This window comes from Flavobacterium sp. NLM (assembly GCF_002210235.1).
Lineage (GTDB): Bacteria > Bacteroidota > Bacteroidia > Flavobacteriales > Flavobacteriaceae > Flavobacterium > Flavobacterium panici.
On record NZ_LIAC01000017.1, the window covers coordinates 61,139 to 77,388 of the forward strand.

The following is a 16,250-nucleotide window of genomic DNA, read 5'->3' on the forward strand; positions in this document are numbered from 1 at the left end:
AAAAAATAAAACATGCACCGACACTTCATTCTTTTTAAACCTTACGGCTATTTAAGCCAATTTATTTATGAATTGAAAAGAAAGAAAAAGCTTTTGGGCGAACTTCATGATTTTCCCGAAGGCACAATGGCAATTGGCCGATTAGATGAAGATTCTGAAGGTTTACTTTTGCTAACAACCGATGGTAAAGTAAGCGAGCAGATAAGAAGTAAAAAAGTCGACAAAGAATATTATGTTCAGGTTGACGGCATAATCACGCCCGAAGCGATTGAACAATTGCAAAAAGGTGTTGAAATAGGTTTTGAAGGCGGAAAATACAAAACAAAACCCTGTTCTGCTTTTATTGTTACTGAAATTCCTGATTTTGGACCGAGGGCAAAAAAAATCAGGGACGAACGTCACGGCCCGACTTCCTGGGCTTCAATTACTGTAAACGAAGGAAAATTTCGTCAGGTTCGAAAAATGACCGCCGCAGTTGGTTTTCCTACATTGCGTTTAGTCCGCGTTCGAATAGGAAATGTATATTTGCAGAACTTAAAAGCCGGAGAGGTTTTAGAAGTAAAAGATTTTAAATTAGAAAATGAGTCAATTTGATAATTAGATTTTTGAAAACTCATAACTTATAACTCATAATTCAAAAAAATGCTGAACGTTGTTCTTGTAGAACCAGAAATACCAAATAATACCGGAAACATTGGAAGATTGTGCGTAGGAACTGAAAGCCGACTGCATTTAATTCATCCTTTTGGTTTTGTAATTAATGATAAAAACCTAAAACGTTCCGGCTTGGATTATTGGGTACACCTTGATGTAACCGAATATCAAAATGTTGAAGAATGGATTGCTCAAATTCCTGATCATTCCCGTGTATTTTTGATGAGTTCTCATTCAGATAAATCGTATTTAGAAAATGAATTTCAGGATGGTGACTGGTTGGTTTTTGGAAAAGAAAGCGTTGGTTTGAGCAAAGAGTTTATGGCTCGATTTGAAAATCATTTAACGATTCCTATGTCTCCGCTTATTCGTTCTTTTAATATTGCGAATTCTGTTGCTTTTGTAGTTGGTGAAGCTAAGAGACAAATTGGGTTGAAAAAGTAATCTCGATCTTCCTGCAAGGTTTTTCAAACCTTGTAGGTATAAATTTTAAAAGCTCGCAATAGATAACAAATACCTACAAGGTTTGAAAAACCTTGTAGGAAAAGAATCAGGTAACAATAAACTTCCCTTTTTCGGCATCAAAAATAATATGTTCATCTTTGAATAAAGCTGCAAAACTTCCGTTTGAAATTAAATTGCAAGGTTCGTCCTGAACTACATTTTCTGGTGTCATGACAATCATTTCGTCACTTAATTGAATTGCCAAATCAATATCGTGTGTTGAAAACAAAATGCATTTTTGAGTTTCCTGAGTTAGTTTCTTCAATAATTTAAACAAGGAAACTTTATGAAGTAAATCAAGATGTGTTGTTGGTTCATCTAAAATAATCAGCGGCGTATCTTGTGCCAAAGCTCTGGCAATTAAAACCTTTTGCAATTGTCCGTCGCTTATTTCATAATGTTTTTTATGCGAAAGATGTTCAATTTGCGTCAGCTGCATGGCTTCCTGAACTTTATCGATATCAGCTTGGGTTAAAGTTCCCACCCAATTCGTATAAGGCTGACGACCAAGTGCCACCAATTCAAAAACAGAGAGATTACTTGGCGGCAATTTTTCGGTTAAAACCAGACTTAAATTCTGCGCTAAATCTAAAGGTTTATATGTTGAGATATTTTTATCATTCAAATAAACATTCCCAGATAAAGGATGCTGAATTCCGGTAATGGTGCGCAACAAAGTCGATTTCCCAATTCCGTTTGCTCCAATCAAAGAAATGAGTTTTCCAGAACTTAAATTCAAATTTAAATTCTCAGCAATAGTCACAACCGCATTTTTGGATTTATATCCAATATTTAAATTTGATGTTTTTAAAATACTTATCATTTTTTAAAGTTGCTAAGGTTCTAAGATACTAAGTTGCTGAGTTTTTTTCTTGCCACAGATTATAAGGATTAAAATGATTAAAAAATAATCTGTGAAAATCCGTTTAATCCGTAAAATCTGTGGGCTAATAATTATTGGAAATTTCGTTTTCGTACCAAAAGCCAAATCACAACCGGTGCACCAATTATAGACGTTATGGCATTTATTGGAAGCGTAACATCGAATCCCGGCATTTGCGAAACAATATCGCAAAACAACATTATAATCGATCCGAAAAACAAAGTACTCCAAAACAAAATAGTATGATTACTCGTTTGAAAAGTCAGTTTTGCAATATGCGGAACCGCTAATCCAACAAAAGCAATAGGTCCGGCAAAAGCCGTAATCGCTCCCGATAATATGCTCGTTGCAAATATGATTATTAACCTTGCTCTTTTAAAATTCAAACCCATACTTTTTGCATAGTTTTCTCCTAACAATAAAGCATTTAAAGGTTTGATACTTTTAGCACTTAAAAGCAATCCAATTCCAACGCAGAAAGTCAAAATTCCAATTGTTGGCCAGGAAAGATTCCCTAGACTTCCCATTGACCAAAAAGTAAATTTCTGCAATTGTTCTGCTGTACTGAAATAAGTCAAAACACTTACGATTGCCGTTGTAAAACTTCCGAACATTAATCCCACAATTAAAATGGCCATTGTGTCCCGTAATCTTTGTGAAACTACTAAAACCAACAATAAAACTAACGTACTTCCAAAAGTAGACGCAATTACAATTCCGTATGACGATAAAGCAATAACACTTAAAAACGAAGGTAAAAACCCAGCGCCTAAAATTACAAAAGCAACGCCTAAACTAGCTCCGGAACTTAATCCCAAAACATAAGGCCCAGCAAGTGGATTGCGAAATAAAGTCTGCATTAAAAGTCCGCTTATCGAAAGTCCCGTTCCCACTAAAACTGAGGTAATGGCTTTTGGCAGACGGTAATTTATAATGATATATTCCCAGGTTGATTTTGTCGCATGTCCTCCGGTTAAACTCCTAAAAACATCTTTTAACGGAATCGTGACAGATCCTAAACTAATGCTCGCAAAAAACATCAATAAAAGACCTAAAGCCAAAACGACAAATAAAATGGTATTTCGTTTTTTGTTTGCCAATTTAATTCAGTTTTGATGCAAAAGTAAATTCGTAGCTCGACATTAAATCTGGATGAAAAATTTTAATGTAATCTTTTAAAACTAAATCCGGACGGCTTGGTGCTAATTCATAATAAACCGTTCCTCCTGTTGCCCCCAATTTTCCTTCAAAACTATAAACACTTTTATTGGTAAAAGCATCAAATTCACTATAATGCGGGTTTGCTTTTTGCAATTCATCTAAACTTTTAAAAGAACCCGAAGCAATCCAGACATTTGCCGTTTTTGCTTTATCTAAAACTTTTTCAAAAGACAAACCTTCACTTCCCGTTCCTTTCAAATCTGCCCATAAATAATTAGCGTGAGCATCTTTCATAAATTCGGCAACCCAGCTGTTTCCTTTGGCAACATACCAAACATCTTCATACATTGATCCATACAAAACGGTTGAATTTGGTGTTTTTTCTGCTGCCAGTTTTTTGGCCTGATTATAACTCTCAACAATTTTATCAAACAATTCTTTTGCTTTATCTTCTTTACCAAATAATGCTCCGTAAAGTTTAATCCATTCTGCTTTTCCAAGCGGCGATTGTTCCATCCAGTCGCCCTGAATCAAAACATTTAAACCGCTTTTTTTCAAATTATCCAGCATCGGATTATTATTGTCAACTCCAAAAGTTACAATCAAATCTGGCGATAATTCTATTAATTGCTCGATATTTAATTTTTCATTTTGTCCAACGTTTTTCACAGAACCTTTGTCAATTAAGGCTCTTGTTTTTTCAGATGAAATATAATCGGTATGAGGAAAACCAACCAATTTATTTTCTACTTCCAGCATTTCTAAAAACGGAATATTGGTTGTTGATGTTACCACAACAGATTCTAACGGAACCTGAATTGTAGTATAAGATTGAAGACTATCCGGGACTTTTGCTTCTTTTTCTTTTAAAATATATTTGAAATCCTTATTTGCGTTAGGCCATGGATTTGAAACTGTTACAATTGAATAATCATCATATTTTACAATAGAAAGTCCAGATGCATATTCGATACTATTTTTTGCAGTTTCAATTTTAGCTACTTCGCTCGTTTCGTTCTTCTTACATCCGAAGAGAATAAAAAAAGAAGAAATAAAAATCAATTTAGGGAATAAATGTCTCATATTTTACGTTTTCGAAAGGAACAAAGGTAAAGTATTTTCTATTTTTTTTGTTTATCTTTATTCTTACAAAATTCAACAATTTGTATCTTTGCAACATGAATACCACAAAAATTAAAGTTTGCTCAAGCTGTGAATCTCAATTCAGCTGTGGAGACATTTCGGTTGAAAATAAATGCTGGTGTAATGATTACCCGCCTATTTTCAATCTTTCTGAAGGAGGAGACTGTCTTTGTCCCGTTTGTTTTAAAGAAGCATGCGAAGATAAAATCGATGCTTATATTGAAACTATTACTCCTAAAAACGCCCTTAAAAATAAAGCCATATCTTTACCCAAAACCGAAAAACTAATTGAAGGAATTGACTATTATACCGAAGATGGCAACATGGTTTTCAAAGCTTGGTTTCATTTAAAACGCGGAACCTGCTGTGGAAACAAGTGCAGACATTGCCCGTATTAATTGTTAATTATAAATTGTTAGTTGTTAATTATGAAAAACAACGTTATTAAAAATAAAAGTTTTGATTTTGCGATCAGAATTGTCAAGCTATATCAATATTTAAATAATGATAAAAAAGAATTTATACTTTCTAAACAACTCCTGAGATCGGGAACTAGCGTTTGCGCAATGATTAGAGAAGCTGAACATGCTGAAAGCAAAAGTGACTTCATTCATAAATTTGCAATTGCTCAGAAAGAAGCTAATGAAACTGTTTATTGGTTAGAATTATTAAAAGCAACGGATTATTTAAATGAAAAGGAATTCGAAAATATTAATAATGACGCTATTTCAATTTTGAAATTAATAACGAGTATTATTAAAACTTCCAAAAATCATTTAGAAGCAAAAAAAGTTTCTAAATTAAATTAATAATTAACAATCAATAATTAACCATTATAAATGATATATTTAATAACCGGCGGCGAGCGATCAGGAAAGAGCAGTTATGCCCAAAATTTAGCTTTACAGCTTTCAAACAATCCAATATATGTAGCAACGGCCCGAAAATGGGATTCGGATTTTCAAAACCGAATTGATCGTCATCAACTGGAAAGAGACGAACGCTGGACGAATATTGAAAAAGAAAAACATTTAAGCGAAATAAACTTTTCCGGAAAAGTTGCTTTAATCGACTGTGTAACGCTTTGGCTGACCAACTTTTTTGTAGACACTAAAAACGATGTAACTCTAAGTTTAGAAGAAGCAAAAAAAGAATTTCTTTCAATTGCCAATCAGGAAAATGCAACCTTAATTATTGTAACTAATGAAATTGGAATGGGCGTTCATGCCTCAACCGAAATTGGCAGAAAATTTACCGAACTTCAAGGCTGGATGAATCAGTTCCTGGCTTCAAATGCAGATGAAGTTGTTTTAATGGTTTCTGGAATTCCGGTCAAGATCAAAGGAGAAAATTCCAAATTTTAAATTCCAAATTCCAATCTTTAAAAGGAAAATTCAATATTAAAATTCCAAATTCCAAGGCTATACTTTATCTTTACTTATATTTTAAATTTCAGCTGAATTGGAATTTGGAATTTAAAAATTGGAATTTATGACTAGTTTAGACGATATATTAAAATCACGTCGCGATACCCGACATTTTACAACCGATGAAGTTCCTGATGAAGTAATTCAAAAAGCTTTACAGGCCGGACATTGGGCGCCTTCTGTTGGTTTGACTGATGCAACGCGATATTACATCATTAAATCGGATGAAGTTAAATGTGCTATTAAAAACCTTTTTTTAGATTATAATAAAAAAGCCGAAGAACTTACCGATAATCCCGAACAAAAAGAACTTTATAGATCGCTCAAACTCGAAGCAATTGAAGAAGCTCCAATTGGACTTATCATTGCTTACGATCGTTCAGTTTTAAATCAGTTTACGATTGGGACTATTGGCAGTAATGAAGCGGTGAAATTTAGTTCGGTTTGTGCGGCACAGAATATTTGGCTTTCGTTAACTGAACAAGGTTACGGAATGGGATGGGTTTCGATTTTAAACTATTTTCAGTTTAAAAAGATTTTGGATTTACCAGAAAATATAGAACCGCTTGGCTATTTCTGCATTGGTAAACCTGCCACAAATTACGGCAATCAGCCTATGCTGCAGCAATTGCATTGGAAACAAAAATCGGAAACTGCAGATTGTAAAGAAATCAACAAAATTAATCCAATCAACATTTCTGATTTTGATTTAAAACCTTCAAGTAAAGTTGAAAACAAAACTAATTTCAATACCCTTTTACAAGAAAAAATAGATTCGAAAACAAAACCTGTCGGCTCACTTGGAACGTTAGAAACTTTGGCTTTTCAAATGGCGTCCATTTTTGAAACTTTAAATCCTAAAATAATAAATCCGAATATTGTTGTTTTTGCAGCAGATCACGGAATCGCCAATCATGGTGTAAGCGATTATCCGCAAGATGTGACACGCCAAATGGTCACTAATTTCATCGAAGGCGGCGCTGCAATTAATGTTTTCTGCAAACAAAACAATATCGAATTATCGATTGTAGATTCGGGAGTGAATTATGATTTTCCAACAAATGCAAAATTGATTAATGCCAAAATTGCAAAAGGAACACAATCTTTTCTTCATGTTCCCGCCATGAGTGAAACAGAATTGAATTTGTGTTTTGAAAAAGGAAAATCAATTGTAGAAAATATTGCTAAAACAGGTTCTAACTGCATCGGTTTTGGTGAAATGGGAATTGGAAACACTTCGACAGCATCCGTTTTAATGAGTCTTTTAACCGGTTTTTCAATCGAAGACTGCGTTGGAAAAGGAACCGGAATTAACGATGAAAAACTGCTAAACAAACAAAATATTCTAAAAAAAGTAATCGGTAATTATTCCGGTCAAGCCGAATTAAAACAACAAATTGCCTATTTTGGAGGTTTTGAAATTATGCAAATGGCAAGCGGAATGCTAACGGCTTACGAAAATAAAATGCTGATTCTTGTTGATGGTTTTATTTGTTCTGTCGCATATTTAATTGCTTCTAAAATAAATCCTGATATTAAAAAAAATGCCGTTTTCTGTCATTGCTCTGCCGAAAAAGCGCATCAAAAATTATTAGATTATCTTGGCGCTAAACCTATTTTAAATTTAGATTTGCGTCTTGGCGAAGGAACGGGCTGTGCAATTGCATTTCCTATTTTAAAATCGGCTGAGGCTTTTTTGAATGAAATGGCTAGTTTTGAAAGTGCTGGGGTTAGTAGGAAGTAAACTTCAATTGAGCATAAATAATTATGTTCATTAATGATTTATACTCATTTTTGTCATTTCGACGAAGGAGAAATCTCCACAAGTAACTCCGCAATCCATCTAACCAATCTTTGTCGAGCTACTTGCGGAGATTTCTCCTTCGTCGAAATGACATACTAAATAGAAAAACAATAATTAATGAAAAAAGAACTACACATTTTCTTCACCTGCTTAATGTTCTACACCAGAATTCCTTGTCCAAAAAACATTACTCACGATCCGGATTATTTAAACAAAGCAACAAGATATTTTCCTTTTATTGGCTGGATTGTTGGATCGATTTCATTTCTGGCTTTTTATATTTTCTCTCTTTTTCTTTCAACAGAAACAGCTGTTATTTTTGCTATTATAATCTCAGTATTAACAACCGGAGCATTTCATGAAGATGGATTTGCAGATGTCTGCGATGGATTTGGCGGCGGCTGGACCAAAGAAAAAATCCTGATGATTATGAAAGACAGCGCGATTGGTGCTTATGGCGCAATTGGATTGGTTTTGCTTTTTTTGGCTAAATTCAAACTGCTTTCAGAATCTATTTTACTTTTCACTAATAACATTTTACTGATTTACCTTTTATTTATTTCGGCACATTCTTTAAGTCGTTTGGCGGCAATCAGCATTATTTTTACGCATCAATATTCTCGTGATGACGCTTCGAGCAAAAGCAAACCAATTGCTAAACAACATAGCTGGAAAGAAGTTTTCGGATCTTTTTTCTTTGGATTAATTCCGTTATTGGCACTCTCCTATTTCAATTATAAAGTTCTTTTAGCCTTAATTCCTGTTTTTATAACCAGATATTTTCTGGCCAGATATTTTCAAAAATGGATTGACGGTTATACGGGAGATTGTCTTGGCGCAACGCAGCAAGTGTGCGAAGTAATTTATTATTTAAGTATTCTTTTTATATGGAAATTTATTTAGTTCGCCACACCGAAACCATCTGTGAAAAAGGAATTTGTTACGGACAATCTGATGTAAATATTGCAGAACCTTTTGACGAAATTTTTAACCGAATTGTTTCAGAATTACCTAGTGAAGCTATTATTTTTTCAAGTCCGCTAAAACGCTGTTCTATTTTAGCAAAACACATTCAGCAAAATATAAAAACAATTTCTTATCAGGAAGACGATCGTTTGAAAGAAATGAATTTTGGCGACTGGGAATTGAAAAACTGGAACGAAATTCCGCCAGAACAATTAAATCCGTGGATGGAAGATTTTGTAAACATTCAGGTTTTAAATGGTGAATCATTTGTGGAATTACATCAAAGAGTTGGTGATTTTTTAGCAGAAAAAATTCTGCAGAAACCCCAGCAGCCTATCATTATTGTAGCACATGCCGGAATTATCAGAAGCGTATTATGTCATCAAACTTCACTGCCATTAAAAGAGGCTTTTCAAAATAATGTCGATTTTGGACAAGTCATAAAAATTACATTTTAATTTAGTTTTGTTTAGTATTTAATTGAAATAGTAAAACAAATTTGAATATTCAATAATTTTAACTTTATCTTTGCAGCAAATTAAGGTTGTGTTTTTATAAAACACATTAAAAGGGAATCAAGTAAAATCTTGAGCTGTTCCCGCAACTGTAAGCTTAGTTCTAAAAAGAATGCTTGTTGTAAACTACAAAACCACTGCTCGCGCTGGCGAATGGGAAGGTAAACAACAAGACGCGAGCCAGGAGACCTGCCTTTGTAACAAATATCGAGCTCTCGGGAAAAAGAGTGTAGAAATTATGACTTTAAGAATACGTTTTGCTTTTTTACTTGTAATGTTGTGCCAATTGATTTCGGCGCAGAGCGATTCTATTAAGTTAAAAGAAGTTGTAGTTTCTGATGCTAATCTGAAAAAATACTCCAATTCCCAATCCGTTTTAAAGCTTAACGATTCGATTATCAATAAAAATGAAGCTTTACTAACTGATCTTTTAAATTTCAATTCAACTATTTATTTTAAGGAATACGGACGAGGAATGCTTTCTACGGTTTCTTTTCGTGGAACTACCTCTTCTCAAACCGCTGTAATCTGGAACGGAATCAATATTAATTCGCAGATGAACGGAAGCACCGATTTCAACACAATTTCGGGTTCTGATTATAATTCGATTAGTGTAAAAGCTGGTGGCGGAAGTGTTATTTACGGAAGCGGTGCCATTGGCGGAACCGTGCATTTAAATAACGATCTGGCATTCTATAATCGGTTTGAGAATAATTTAAAACTCGATTACGGAAGTTTCAATACTATTGGAATAAATTATAAAACGAATATTTCTAACGAAAAATGGAGTGCGCAAATTGGTTTTTCTAAAAACAGCTCCACAAACGATTACAAGTATTTAAACCGTTACACCTGGCGAGGCGAACAGCGCTGGAACCAAAACGGACAGTATGATATTATAACTATGAGCGCTAATGCAGGTTATAAAATCGACTCAAAAAATACTTTAAAACTGTATAGTCAGTTTTCAAATACAGACAGAAATACTTCTTTAGTTGTAGAAACGGAAACAAAAAGCAAATATGTAAATGGTTTCAATCGAAGTTTATTAGAATACGACGGTAATTTTGGAAAATTTAAAACCAATTTTAAAGCGGCTTATATCTTTGAAAACTATCAATATTTTGCTGATAATTCAAGTAACATCTACACTTACGGAAAAACTGAAAGTTTAATTACAAAAGTTGATTTAGGATATACTTTATTCAAATCAACACAAATAAATGGAATTTTAGATTATAACAGAACTAAAGGTTACGGAAGCAGTTTTGGCGATCACGTTCGCGAAATCAGCTCAGCAGGAATATTGGTCAAACAAGATTTCTCTGAAGCCTGGAAAAATGAACTTGGCGTACGAAAAGAGTTTACAGATAATTACAAATCTCCGGTTCTATTCTCTTTAGGATCTTCGTATCAGTTTAGTAAATTGTACAATTTCAAACTGAATATATCCCGAAACTTCAGAATTCCGACTTATAATGATTTGTATTGGGACGAAGGCGGAAACCCTGATTTAAAACCAGAAAGCTCCTATCAGGCAGAAATTGGAAACGTGTTTACTTTCAAAAACATTTCGCTTACGCAGACTTTCTACTACATCAAAATTAAAGATTTACTGCAATGGGTTCCGGGCAAAAACGGCATTTGGAGTCCAACAAATAAAGACAATGTTAATAGTTACGGTGCCGAAACCCTATTGAGCTGGAAAAAACAATTTGGCAAAAACAACTTAAGTGCAAATGCCTCTTATGCGTATACGGTTTCAGAAGATGAAGCCACAAAAAACCAGCTTTTTTTTGTTCCTTATAATAAAGTAACAGCTTCTGTCGCTTATTCAAGAAACAGAATTTCTGCTTATTATCAATTTTTATACAACGGTTTTGTGTACACAAGAGCCGATAATAATCCGGACGAAATTATAAACGATTACAACATTTCAAATGTCGGAATCGATTATGATTTTAAATTCCTTGACTCTTTCAAACTTGGTTTTCAAGTTTTAAACATTTTCAATAAAAATTATGAAAGCCTTGAAGACAGACCAATGCCGGGTCGAAATTTCAATATGTATTTAACTCTAAAATTTTAATAATTATGAAACTTAGTAAATTACTTTTAATGGCGTTTAGCGTCTCGTTATTCGTTTCTTGTTCGAGTGATGACGATAATGACCAGGTAGAATATAAAAACGGATTCCTTATTTTAAACGAAGGAAGCGCAGGACAAGGAAGTGTTTCTTTTTCAAGCAATGATTTCAACGTTTTTGAAAAAGATGCTTACACTGCTGCAAACGGATCAGATTTGCTTGGAAAATATGCTCAAAATATCTTTTTTGACGGAGACAGAGCTTATATTATTGCAGGTGGTTCAAATGTTATAAATGTGGTAAACAAATACACGTTTAAATTGATTGCTAAAATCGATACTGGACTTGCAAACCCAAGATATGGTGTTGTAAAAGATGGTAAAGCGTATGTAACTAATGCTAATACTTATTTTTCAGCAAGTAATCCAAACGGAAATACTGATGATTATGTTGCTGTAATCAATTTAGCTACAAATACATATGAGTCTAAAATCAACCTAAACGCAACAGCTAACAGGCTTGTAGAAGAAAATGGTAAATTATATATTACTGAACCTTACAATAATGATAAATTATTAGTGGTAAATATTGCAACTAAAGCATTAGAAACTCCTGTAGTAATTGGTTCAGGCGCAGATTCTATTGAAGAAGATAACGGAACCTTATATATTTTAAGAGGTCCTTATGGAGACAGAAGCGAAATTGTAAAAGTAAAATTAGCAGACAATTCTATTTCCAGAATCACATTCCCTGAGTCATTAGACGGAGCTGCGTTTTTAGATGTTTACGAGAATAAAATTTATTATACAGTAGGGAATTCAGTTTATTCTATTGCTACTACTGCAACTGAAGCTTCAACAACTGCAATCGTAACGCCTAGTTTAGGTTATTTATACGGATTTGCAGTTAACAACAACCGCATTTATTTAGCTGACAGCGGAGATTTTAAAGCTGATAGTAAAGCATACATTTACAGCTTAACTGGAAGTTTACAAAAAGAATTAACTGTTGGAGTGGGGCCAAACGGTTTTTACTTTAATGATTAATTTACTTTAGAATTAGTTTTTTATTTGTTTTTGGTAAAAAAAGGCTTTCATTTCTGAAAGCCTTTTTTTTATTTCTATTCTATTTTTAAAACCCTTTTAGAGCATTACAGATACATTTCGTTTCGTAATCCGTTGATTTTTTTAGAATCGCTTATGTATGGTAAAACTGCGTTATGATCTGTTTGGATTTTCTTAGCAGCAGAACCTGTAATTTTAGAGATTGCCAAATTCAGCAATGGTTCAGAAGGATCGCCTAAAACACCATAATTATTTATGTATTCATACTGAACATAAGTTGGAACCAATCCTCCTGTATAATCTCCAAAATCTGCAGCATTAGAAATTTTAAAAATTAAAGGCTGCATGGCATATTTATGATTTGGATTTACATTTATTTTATCGAAGCTTTTCGAATCATAAAGTGTCATTGAGCCAACGTTTTTACCAATAGTGGTTTCGCCAATTTGAACAACGTTGATGTAAGGTTTTAATCCATTTATAACCAACTCACTTGCAGATGCCGTATTTGAAGTTGTCAAAACATAAACCGTAGCCATATTCAAGCTATTTACAGAATTACCGCCAAAATTGGTAACAAATCTTTCATTTAACTTCTCTAGTCCTTCACTATTAAATGCGGCCATTACTTTAAAATTATATTGTCTTTTCGAAAATATTTCACCGTCAAACTGTCCCGTAATCATACTTGCCAAACGTGTTGCCGTACGTACAGAACCACCTCCGTTATATCTTAAATCTAAAATAAAATCTGTAACACCCTGCGCTTTTAATTCACCAAATGCTTCATTTAATTGAGAATCATAGTCCTGATAGAAACCATTATACATTAAATAACCAATTTTATGACTGCCGGAAGTAATTACTTTATGAATTAAAATTGGGTTTTCTTCCAAAGTTGTTTTAGTTAAAGAAAGTGATTTTCCATTTAAAACAAAAGAAGAGCCATTATAACTGGCAAAATTTAGAGTATAAGTATCAGGCCCTAATAATAATGACTGATAATTTGAAACTGTCAGTTTAGTTCCGTTTACACCTGTAAATAAATCCCCTCTTTTAATATCTTTACCAGAAGCATCAGAGTTTGGGATAATATAACGAACATAACCTACTAAATCATTAGATCCTTCGGCAACTCTGGTTAGTTTAAAATCAACACCATTATTTTTAGTGATGCCGTTAAGTTCTTGTTCTAAAACCGTATAATCTTCTACAATCCAGCTAAAACGATCAATAGCATTACTTGGATATTTGCTTACCGGTTTGTTTAATAAATCCTGAAATAAGTCTTCTGGATGCGAATATCCAGATAAAAAAGAGTTTAATTCACTTTTTGTACCAAAGCGGTCATCGGCTAAATTAGGTACATCAGCCTGCCATAAATAGTACGTATTTAATCCTCTCCATATAAAATCGTTTACCTGTAACTCCGCGGGAGCTCTAACATCATCCTCATCTTCACAAGATTGCAAAGCAAATGTTAGTACAAACAAAAATAGTATTGCCTTTAAAATTGGTTTCATAGAAATTAGGTTTCGGTGTCTTGGTATTCTATTAACGTAAAAATACTACCTTTAGTTTTAAGTAGTATTCTTTTTACCTAAAAAAATTTTACATTATTGCTGTAACAAAAATAATTGTGGCTCGTCTTGACTATATAAGCTAACGAATAACCTTTTAATTTATGAACCAGAATGTGTTTATAGAATTAGTTAATCCTTTTAAAGACAAAGTTTTTCGTCTGGCAAAACGATTGCTTACCAGTACCGAGGAAGCCGAAGACGCTACTCAGGAAGTAATGGTAAAATTGTGGAATAAAAAAGAGAATCTGGACACTTACAATAATGTTGAAGCACTGGCCATGACCATGACAAAAAATTATTGTTTGGATCAGTTAAAATCTAAAAGAGCCGGAAACCTCCAGATTGTCCATAATAATTTTACAGATCGTGAGCCGCAGTTAGACCGGAAATTAGAGGATGCTGATAGTTTAGAATGGGTTGGAAAAATTATAAATCAGCTGCCGGAACAGCTTCAAATATTAATTCAGTTACGGGATGTAGAACAATATGAATTTGAAGAAATTGCAAAAATCGTTAATATGAACGAAACTGCAATTCGGGTGGCACTTTCGAGAGCAAGAAAAAAAATAAGAGAATCAATGGTAAATGCACACAGTTATGGAATTAGATAAAATAGAAAATATATTAGAAAAATACTTTCAGGGAGAAACCTCTATTGCCGAAGAAAATCAATTAAAAGAATATTTTTCTTCATCAGATGTTGCGCAGCATTTGGAGCAGTACAGACCCATTTTTGGTTATTTCTCTCAGGTAAAACAACAAAAATCAACGCAGGAGATCCCACTAAAAACTAAAAAACGAAATGTGGCGTGGTTATCAATTGCAGCTTCAGTTGTTGTTTTACTAGGAATTGGAACCTATTATTTTGCAGGCGAAAAAACAACTCCGGTTGTCGCACAGTCTGAATTAGGAACCTACGACGATCCGGAAGAAGCCCTTGCAGCAACGCAAAAAGCTTTGGCTCTATTGTCGAACAATGTTAATGTAGGTATTGAAAGTGTACAATACATTGGCGAATATGAACAATCAAAAAACAAAATTTTTAAACAGTAAATTAAACACAAAAATAATTATGAAAAATTTCATCATAACTCTAGTTTTCGCATTCGTTACACAAGCTTTTTATGCACAAAGTGCCTTTGACAAATATGACGGTCAGGACGATGTAACATCAGTAATTGTAAACAAAAAAATGTTTGATTTAATGAGTAAGGTAAAAGTTGATGCTTCTGATAAAGAAACACAGCAATACATTAACCTGATTAAAAAATTAGACTACTTAAAAGTGTTTACCACAAAAAATCCTAAAGTTGAAGCAGATATGAAAGCTTCTGCAGATAAATACATAAAATCTGCTGGTTTAGAAGAACTTATGCGTATCAACGACAGCGGTAAAAATGTTAGGATAATGGTAAAATCTGGCGCTACAGATACTCAAATTAAAGAATTACTAATGTTTGTTGACGGGGCAAAAAGCGAAGAATCTGTTTTATTGTCACTTACAGGTAATTTCGATTTAAATGAAATCTCTGTACTTACAGACAAAATGCAGCTTCCTGGCGGAACTGACTTGAAAAAAGCTTCTAAAAGCAAAAGATAATCATGAAAATCAACGTTTTCACCACAGCCATTTTAGCATTACTAACTTTTGTAAGTTGTAATTCTGAGCCTTCACTGCAAAAGTATTTTGTCGAAAACACAGACAAAAAAGACTTTATTGCACTCGATGTTTCTCCTTCTATTTTAAATCTCGACAATACTAAATTGTCGGCAGAGCAAAAAGAAGCCATAAATTCATTCGACAAAATGAACATATTAGCTTTTAAAGCAAATGATAAAAATCAGGTGCAATTTGAAGCAGAACGAAATAAGGTTAAGGCCATATTAAAAGACCCAAAATATCAGGAATTAATGAAAGTTGGTTCCGGTAAAGACGGCGCATCAATTAGTTATGTCGGCTCTGATGACAACATCAAAGAATTCATAGTTTTTGCAAACAGAAAAGAAAATGGTTTTGCCGTTGTTCGTGTGTTAGGAAACAATATGAACCCGAACAGCATTATGACTTTAATGTCTGTTTTGAAAGAATCAAAAATAGATATGGAACAATTGAAACCTTTACAGCAGTTGGTTAAATAAAAACATCTTACTTTCAATTGAAAAAAGCTCCTTTAATGGGAGCTTTTTTTATTTTGAATCATATTGTGAATACTTGACGTAGACGCACTGCAGTGCGTCTCTACGGAAAATTGGGGTGAATTATATTTTTTTTTCAACCAGCAGATAACACAATGCATATCGTAGAGACGCACAGCAGTGCGTCTTATGCGCAAAGTATAACAAACGTGAATATTGGACGTAGTCGTACTGTTGTGCACCTCTACACAAAATTGGAAATGAATATTTCTTCGACAAAAAATAACCACAAAGCATATCGTAGAGACGCACAGCAGTGCGTCT

The 16,250-nt window shown here is 33.6% G+C and carries 18 protein-coding genes and 1 riboswitch; of the genes, 14 read left to right on the forward strand and 4 right to left on the reverse strand.

All coding sequences use genetic code 11. The annotated features are described in order from the left end of the window. The first annotated feature begins 12 nt into the window (after positions 1-12). Entirely contained in the window at positions 13-594 is a 582-nt protein-coding gene (locus tag APR43_RS20395; RefSeq protein ID WP_053474309.1) for a pseudouridine synthase, read from the forward strand. A 48-nt stretch (positions 595-642) separates the two neighbouring features. After that, positions 643-1,098 carry a tRNA (cytidine(34)-2'-O)-methyltransferase gene (locus APR43_RS20400; RefSeq protein ID WP_053474310.1) on the forward strand — a complete coding sequence of 152 codons (456 nt, stop codon included), beginning with the start codon at positions 643-645 and terminating at the stop codon, positions 1,096-1,098. Positions 1,099-1,204: 106 nt separating this feature from the next. Here the strand turns inward: APR43_RS20400 and APR43_RS20405 are convergent, their stop codons facing one another. The 3 genes from APR43_RS20405 to APR43_RS20415 form a co-directional block, all read right to left on the reverse strand. Continuing rightward, positions 1,205-1,981 carry an ABC transporter ATP-binding protein gene (locus APR43_RS20405; RefSeq protein WP_053474311.1) on the reverse strand — a complete coding sequence of 259 codons (777 nt, stop codon included), beginning with the start codon at positions 1,979-1,981 and terminating at the stop codon, positions 1,205-1,207. A gap of 131 nt (positions 1,982-2,112) precedes the next feature. Then, on the reverse strand, positions 2,113-3,141 hold the full coding sequence (locus APR43_RS20410) for a FecCD family ABC transporter permease (protein WP_088636432.1): 1,029 nt from the start codon (positions 3,139-3,141) through the stop codon (positions 2,113-2,115). 1 nt (position 3,142) lies between these two features. Beyond that, the gene (locus APR43_RS20415; protein ID WP_053474312.1) at positions 3,143-4,285 is read right to left on the reverse strand and encodes an ABC transporter substrate-binding protein; all 1,143 of its coding nucleotides are present in this window, start codon (positions 4,283-4,285) and stop codon (positions 3,143-3,145) included. Between the two features lie 95 nt (positions 4,286-4,380). Here APR43_RS20415 and APR43_RS20420 point away from each other — a divergent pair, with 95 nt between their 5' ends. From APR43_RS20420 to APR43_RS20455, 8 genes are all read left to right on the forward strand, one after another. Then, positions 4,381-4,743, forward strand: a complete 363-nt coding sequence (locus APR43_RS20420; protein WP_053474313.1) for a DUF5522 domain-containing protein — start codon at positions 4,381-4,383, stop codon at positions 4,741-4,743. 30 nt (positions 4,744-4,773) lie between these two features. Then, positions 4,774-5,154 carry a four helix bundle protein gene (locus APR43_RS20425; protein WP_053474314.1) on the forward strand — a complete coding sequence of 127 codons (381 nt, stop codon included), beginning with the start codon at positions 4,774-4,776 and terminating at the stop codon, positions 5,152-5,154. A gap of 30 nt (positions 5,155-5,184) precedes the next feature. After that, a complete protein-coding gene (gene cobU / locus APR43_RS20430) occupies positions 5,185-5,709 on the forward strand; it encodes a bifunctional adenosylcobinamide kinase/adenosylcobinamide-phosphate guanylyltransferase (RefSeq protein ID WP_053474315.1) in 525 nt (174 codons plus the stop codon). Between the two features lie 127 nt (positions 5,710-5,836). Then, on the forward strand, positions 5,837-7,516 hold the full coding sequence (gene cobT / locus APR43_RS20435; protein ID WP_053474316.1) for a nicotinate-nucleotide--dimethylbenzimidazole phosphoribosyltransferase: 1,680 nt from the start codon (positions 5,837-5,839) through the stop codon (positions 7,514-7,516). A 177-nt stretch (positions 7,517-7,693) separates the two neighbouring features. After that, the gene (locus APR43_RS20440; protein ID WP_053474317.1) at positions 7,694-8,479 is read left to right on the forward strand and encodes an adenosylcobinamide-GDP ribazoletransferase; all 786 of its coding nucleotides are present in this window, start codon (positions 7,694-7,696) and stop codon (positions 8,477-8,479) included. Then, a complete protein-coding gene (cobC, locus tag APR43_RS20445; RefSeq protein ID WP_053474318.1) occupies positions 8,464-9,000 on the forward strand; it encodes an alpha-ribazole phosphatase in 537 nt (178 codons plus the stop codon). Before APR43_RS20440 ends, cobC begins: the two co-directional genes overlap by 16 nt. 66 nt (positions 9,001-9,066) lie before the next feature. Continuing rightward, a riboswitch (cobalamin riboswitch) is annotated at positions 9,067-9,269 on the forward strand. Between the two features lie 26 nt (positions 9,270-9,295). After that, the gene (locus APR43_RS20450) at positions 9,296-11,146 is read left to right on the forward strand and encodes a TonB-dependent receptor plug domain-containing protein (RefSeq protein WP_053474329.1); all 1,851 of its coding nucleotides are present in this window, start codon (positions 9,296-9,298) and stop codon (positions 11,144-11,146) included. A 5-nt stretch (positions 11,147-11,151) separates the two neighbouring features. Next, entirely contained in the window at positions 11,152-12,189 is a 1,038-nt protein-coding gene (locus tag APR43_RS20455; protein WP_053474319.1) for a YncE family protein, read from the forward strand. Positions 12,190-12,293: 104 nt separating this feature from the next. On the opposite strand, the gene APR43_RS20460 is transcribed toward APR43_RS20455, so the two are convergent. Then, positions 12,294-13,730 carry a S41 family peptidase gene (locus tag APR43_RS20460; RefSeq protein WP_053474320.1) on the reverse strand — a complete coding sequence of 479 codons (1,437 nt, stop codon included), beginning with the start codon at positions 13,728-13,730 and terminating at the stop codon, positions 12,294-12,296. A gap of 161 nt (positions 13,731-13,891) precedes the next feature. Here APR43_RS20460 and APR43_RS20465 point away from each other — a divergent pair, with 161 nt between their 5' ends. The 4 genes from APR43_RS20465 to APR43_RS20480 are packed head-to-tail and all read left to right on the forward strand — an operon-like array spanning position 13,892 to position 15,929. Further along, positions 13,892-14,401, forward strand: a complete 510-nt coding sequence (locus APR43_RS20465; protein WP_053474321.1) for an RNA polymerase sigma factor — start codon at positions 13,892-13,894, stop codon at positions 14,399-14,401. Further along, positions 14,388-14,843 carry a hypothetical protein gene (locus APR43_RS20470; protein WP_053474330.1) on the forward strand — a complete coding sequence of 152 codons (456 nt, stop codon included), beginning with the start codon at positions 14,388-14,390 and terminating at the stop codon, positions 14,841-14,843. Before APR43_RS20465 ends, APR43_RS20470 begins: the two co-directional genes overlap by 14 nt. Positions 14,844-14,862: 19 nt before the next feature. Beyond that, entirely contained in the window at positions 14,863-15,390 is a 528-nt protein-coding gene (locus APR43_RS20475; RefSeq protein ID WP_053474331.1) for a DUF4252 domain-containing protein, read from the forward strand. Positions 15,391-15,392: 2 nt separating this feature from the next. Beyond that, positions 15,393-15,929, forward strand: coding sequence for a DUF4252 domain-containing protein (locus tag APR43_RS20480; protein ID WP_053474322.1), 537 nt, complete (start codon positions 15,393-15,395; stop codon positions 15,927-15,929). Positions 15,930-16,250 lie beyond the last annotated feature (321 nt).

What these genes read in the sequence shown, in the direction of transcription:
- APR43_RS20450 (WP_053474329.1), top strand. Translation starts at nt 9,296, where the DNA reads ATGACTTTAAGAATACGTTTTGCTTTTTTACTTGTAATGTTGTGCCAA.
- APR43_RS20415 (WP_053474312.1), bottom strand. Translation starts at nt 4,285, where the DNA reads ATGAGACATTTATTCCCTAAATTGATTTTTATTTCTTCTTTTTTTATT.
- APR43_RS20420 (WP_053474313.1), top strand. Translation starts at nt 4,381, where the DNA reads ATGAATACCACAAAAATTAAAGTTTGCTCAAGCTGTGAATCTCAATTC.
- APR43_RS20465 (WP_053474321.1), top strand. Translation starts at nt 13,892, where the DNA reads ATGAACCAGAATGTGTTTATAGAATTAGTTAATCCTTTTAAAGACAAA.
- APR43_RS20475 (WP_053474331.1), top strand. Translation starts at nt 14,863, where the DNA reads ATGAAAAATTTCATCATAACTCTAGTTTTCGCATTCGTTACACAAGCT.
- APR43_RS20470 (WP_053474330.1), top strand. Translation starts at nt 14,388, where the DNA reads ATGGAATTAGATAAAATAGAAAATATATTAGAAAAATACTTTCAGGGA.
- APR43_RS20455 (WP_053474319.1), top strand. Translation starts at nt 11,152, where the DNA reads ATGAAACTTAGTAAATTACTTTTAATGGCGTTTAGCGTCTCGTTATTC.
- cobC (WP_053474318.1), top strand. Translation starts at nt 8,464, where the DNA reads ATGGAAATTTATTTAGTTCGCCACACCGAAACCATCTGTGAAAAAGGA.
- APR43_RS20405 (WP_053474311.1), bottom strand. Translation starts at nt 1,981, where the DNA reads ATGATAAGTATTTTAAAAACATCAAATTTAAATATTGGATATAAATCC.
- APR43_RS20425 (WP_053474314.1), top strand. Translation starts at nt 4,774, where the DNA reads ATGAAAAACAACGTTATTAAAAATAAAAGTTTTGATTTTGCGATCAGA.
- cobU (WP_053474315.1), top strand. Translation starts at nt 5,185, where the DNA reads ATGATATATTTAATAACCGGCGGCGAGCGATCAGGAAAGAGCAGTTAT.
- APR43_RS20400 (WP_053474310.1), top strand. Translation starts at nt 643, where the DNA reads ATGCTGAACGTTGTTCTTGTAGAACCAGAAATACCAAATAATACCGGA.
- cobT (WP_053474316.1), top strand. Translation starts at nt 5,837, where the DNA reads ATGACTAGTTTAGACGATATATTAAAATCACGTCGCGATACCCGACAT.
- APR43_RS20440 (WP_053474317.1), top strand. Translation starts at nt 7,694, where the DNA reads ATGAAAAAAGAACTACACATTTTCTTCACCTGCTTAATGTTCTACACC.
- APR43_RS20395 (WP_053474309.1), top strand. Translation starts at nt 13, where the DNA reads ATGCACCGACACTTCATTCTTTTTAAACCTTACGGCTATTTAAGCCAA.
- APR43_RS20460 (WP_053474320.1), bottom strand. Translation starts at nt 13,730, where the DNA reads ATGAAACCAATTTTAAAGGCAATACTATTTTTGTTTGTACTAACATTT.
- APR43_RS20480 (WP_053474322.1), top strand. Translation starts at nt 15,393, where the DNA reads ATGAAAATCAACGTTTTCACCACAGCCATTTTAGCATTACTAACTTTT.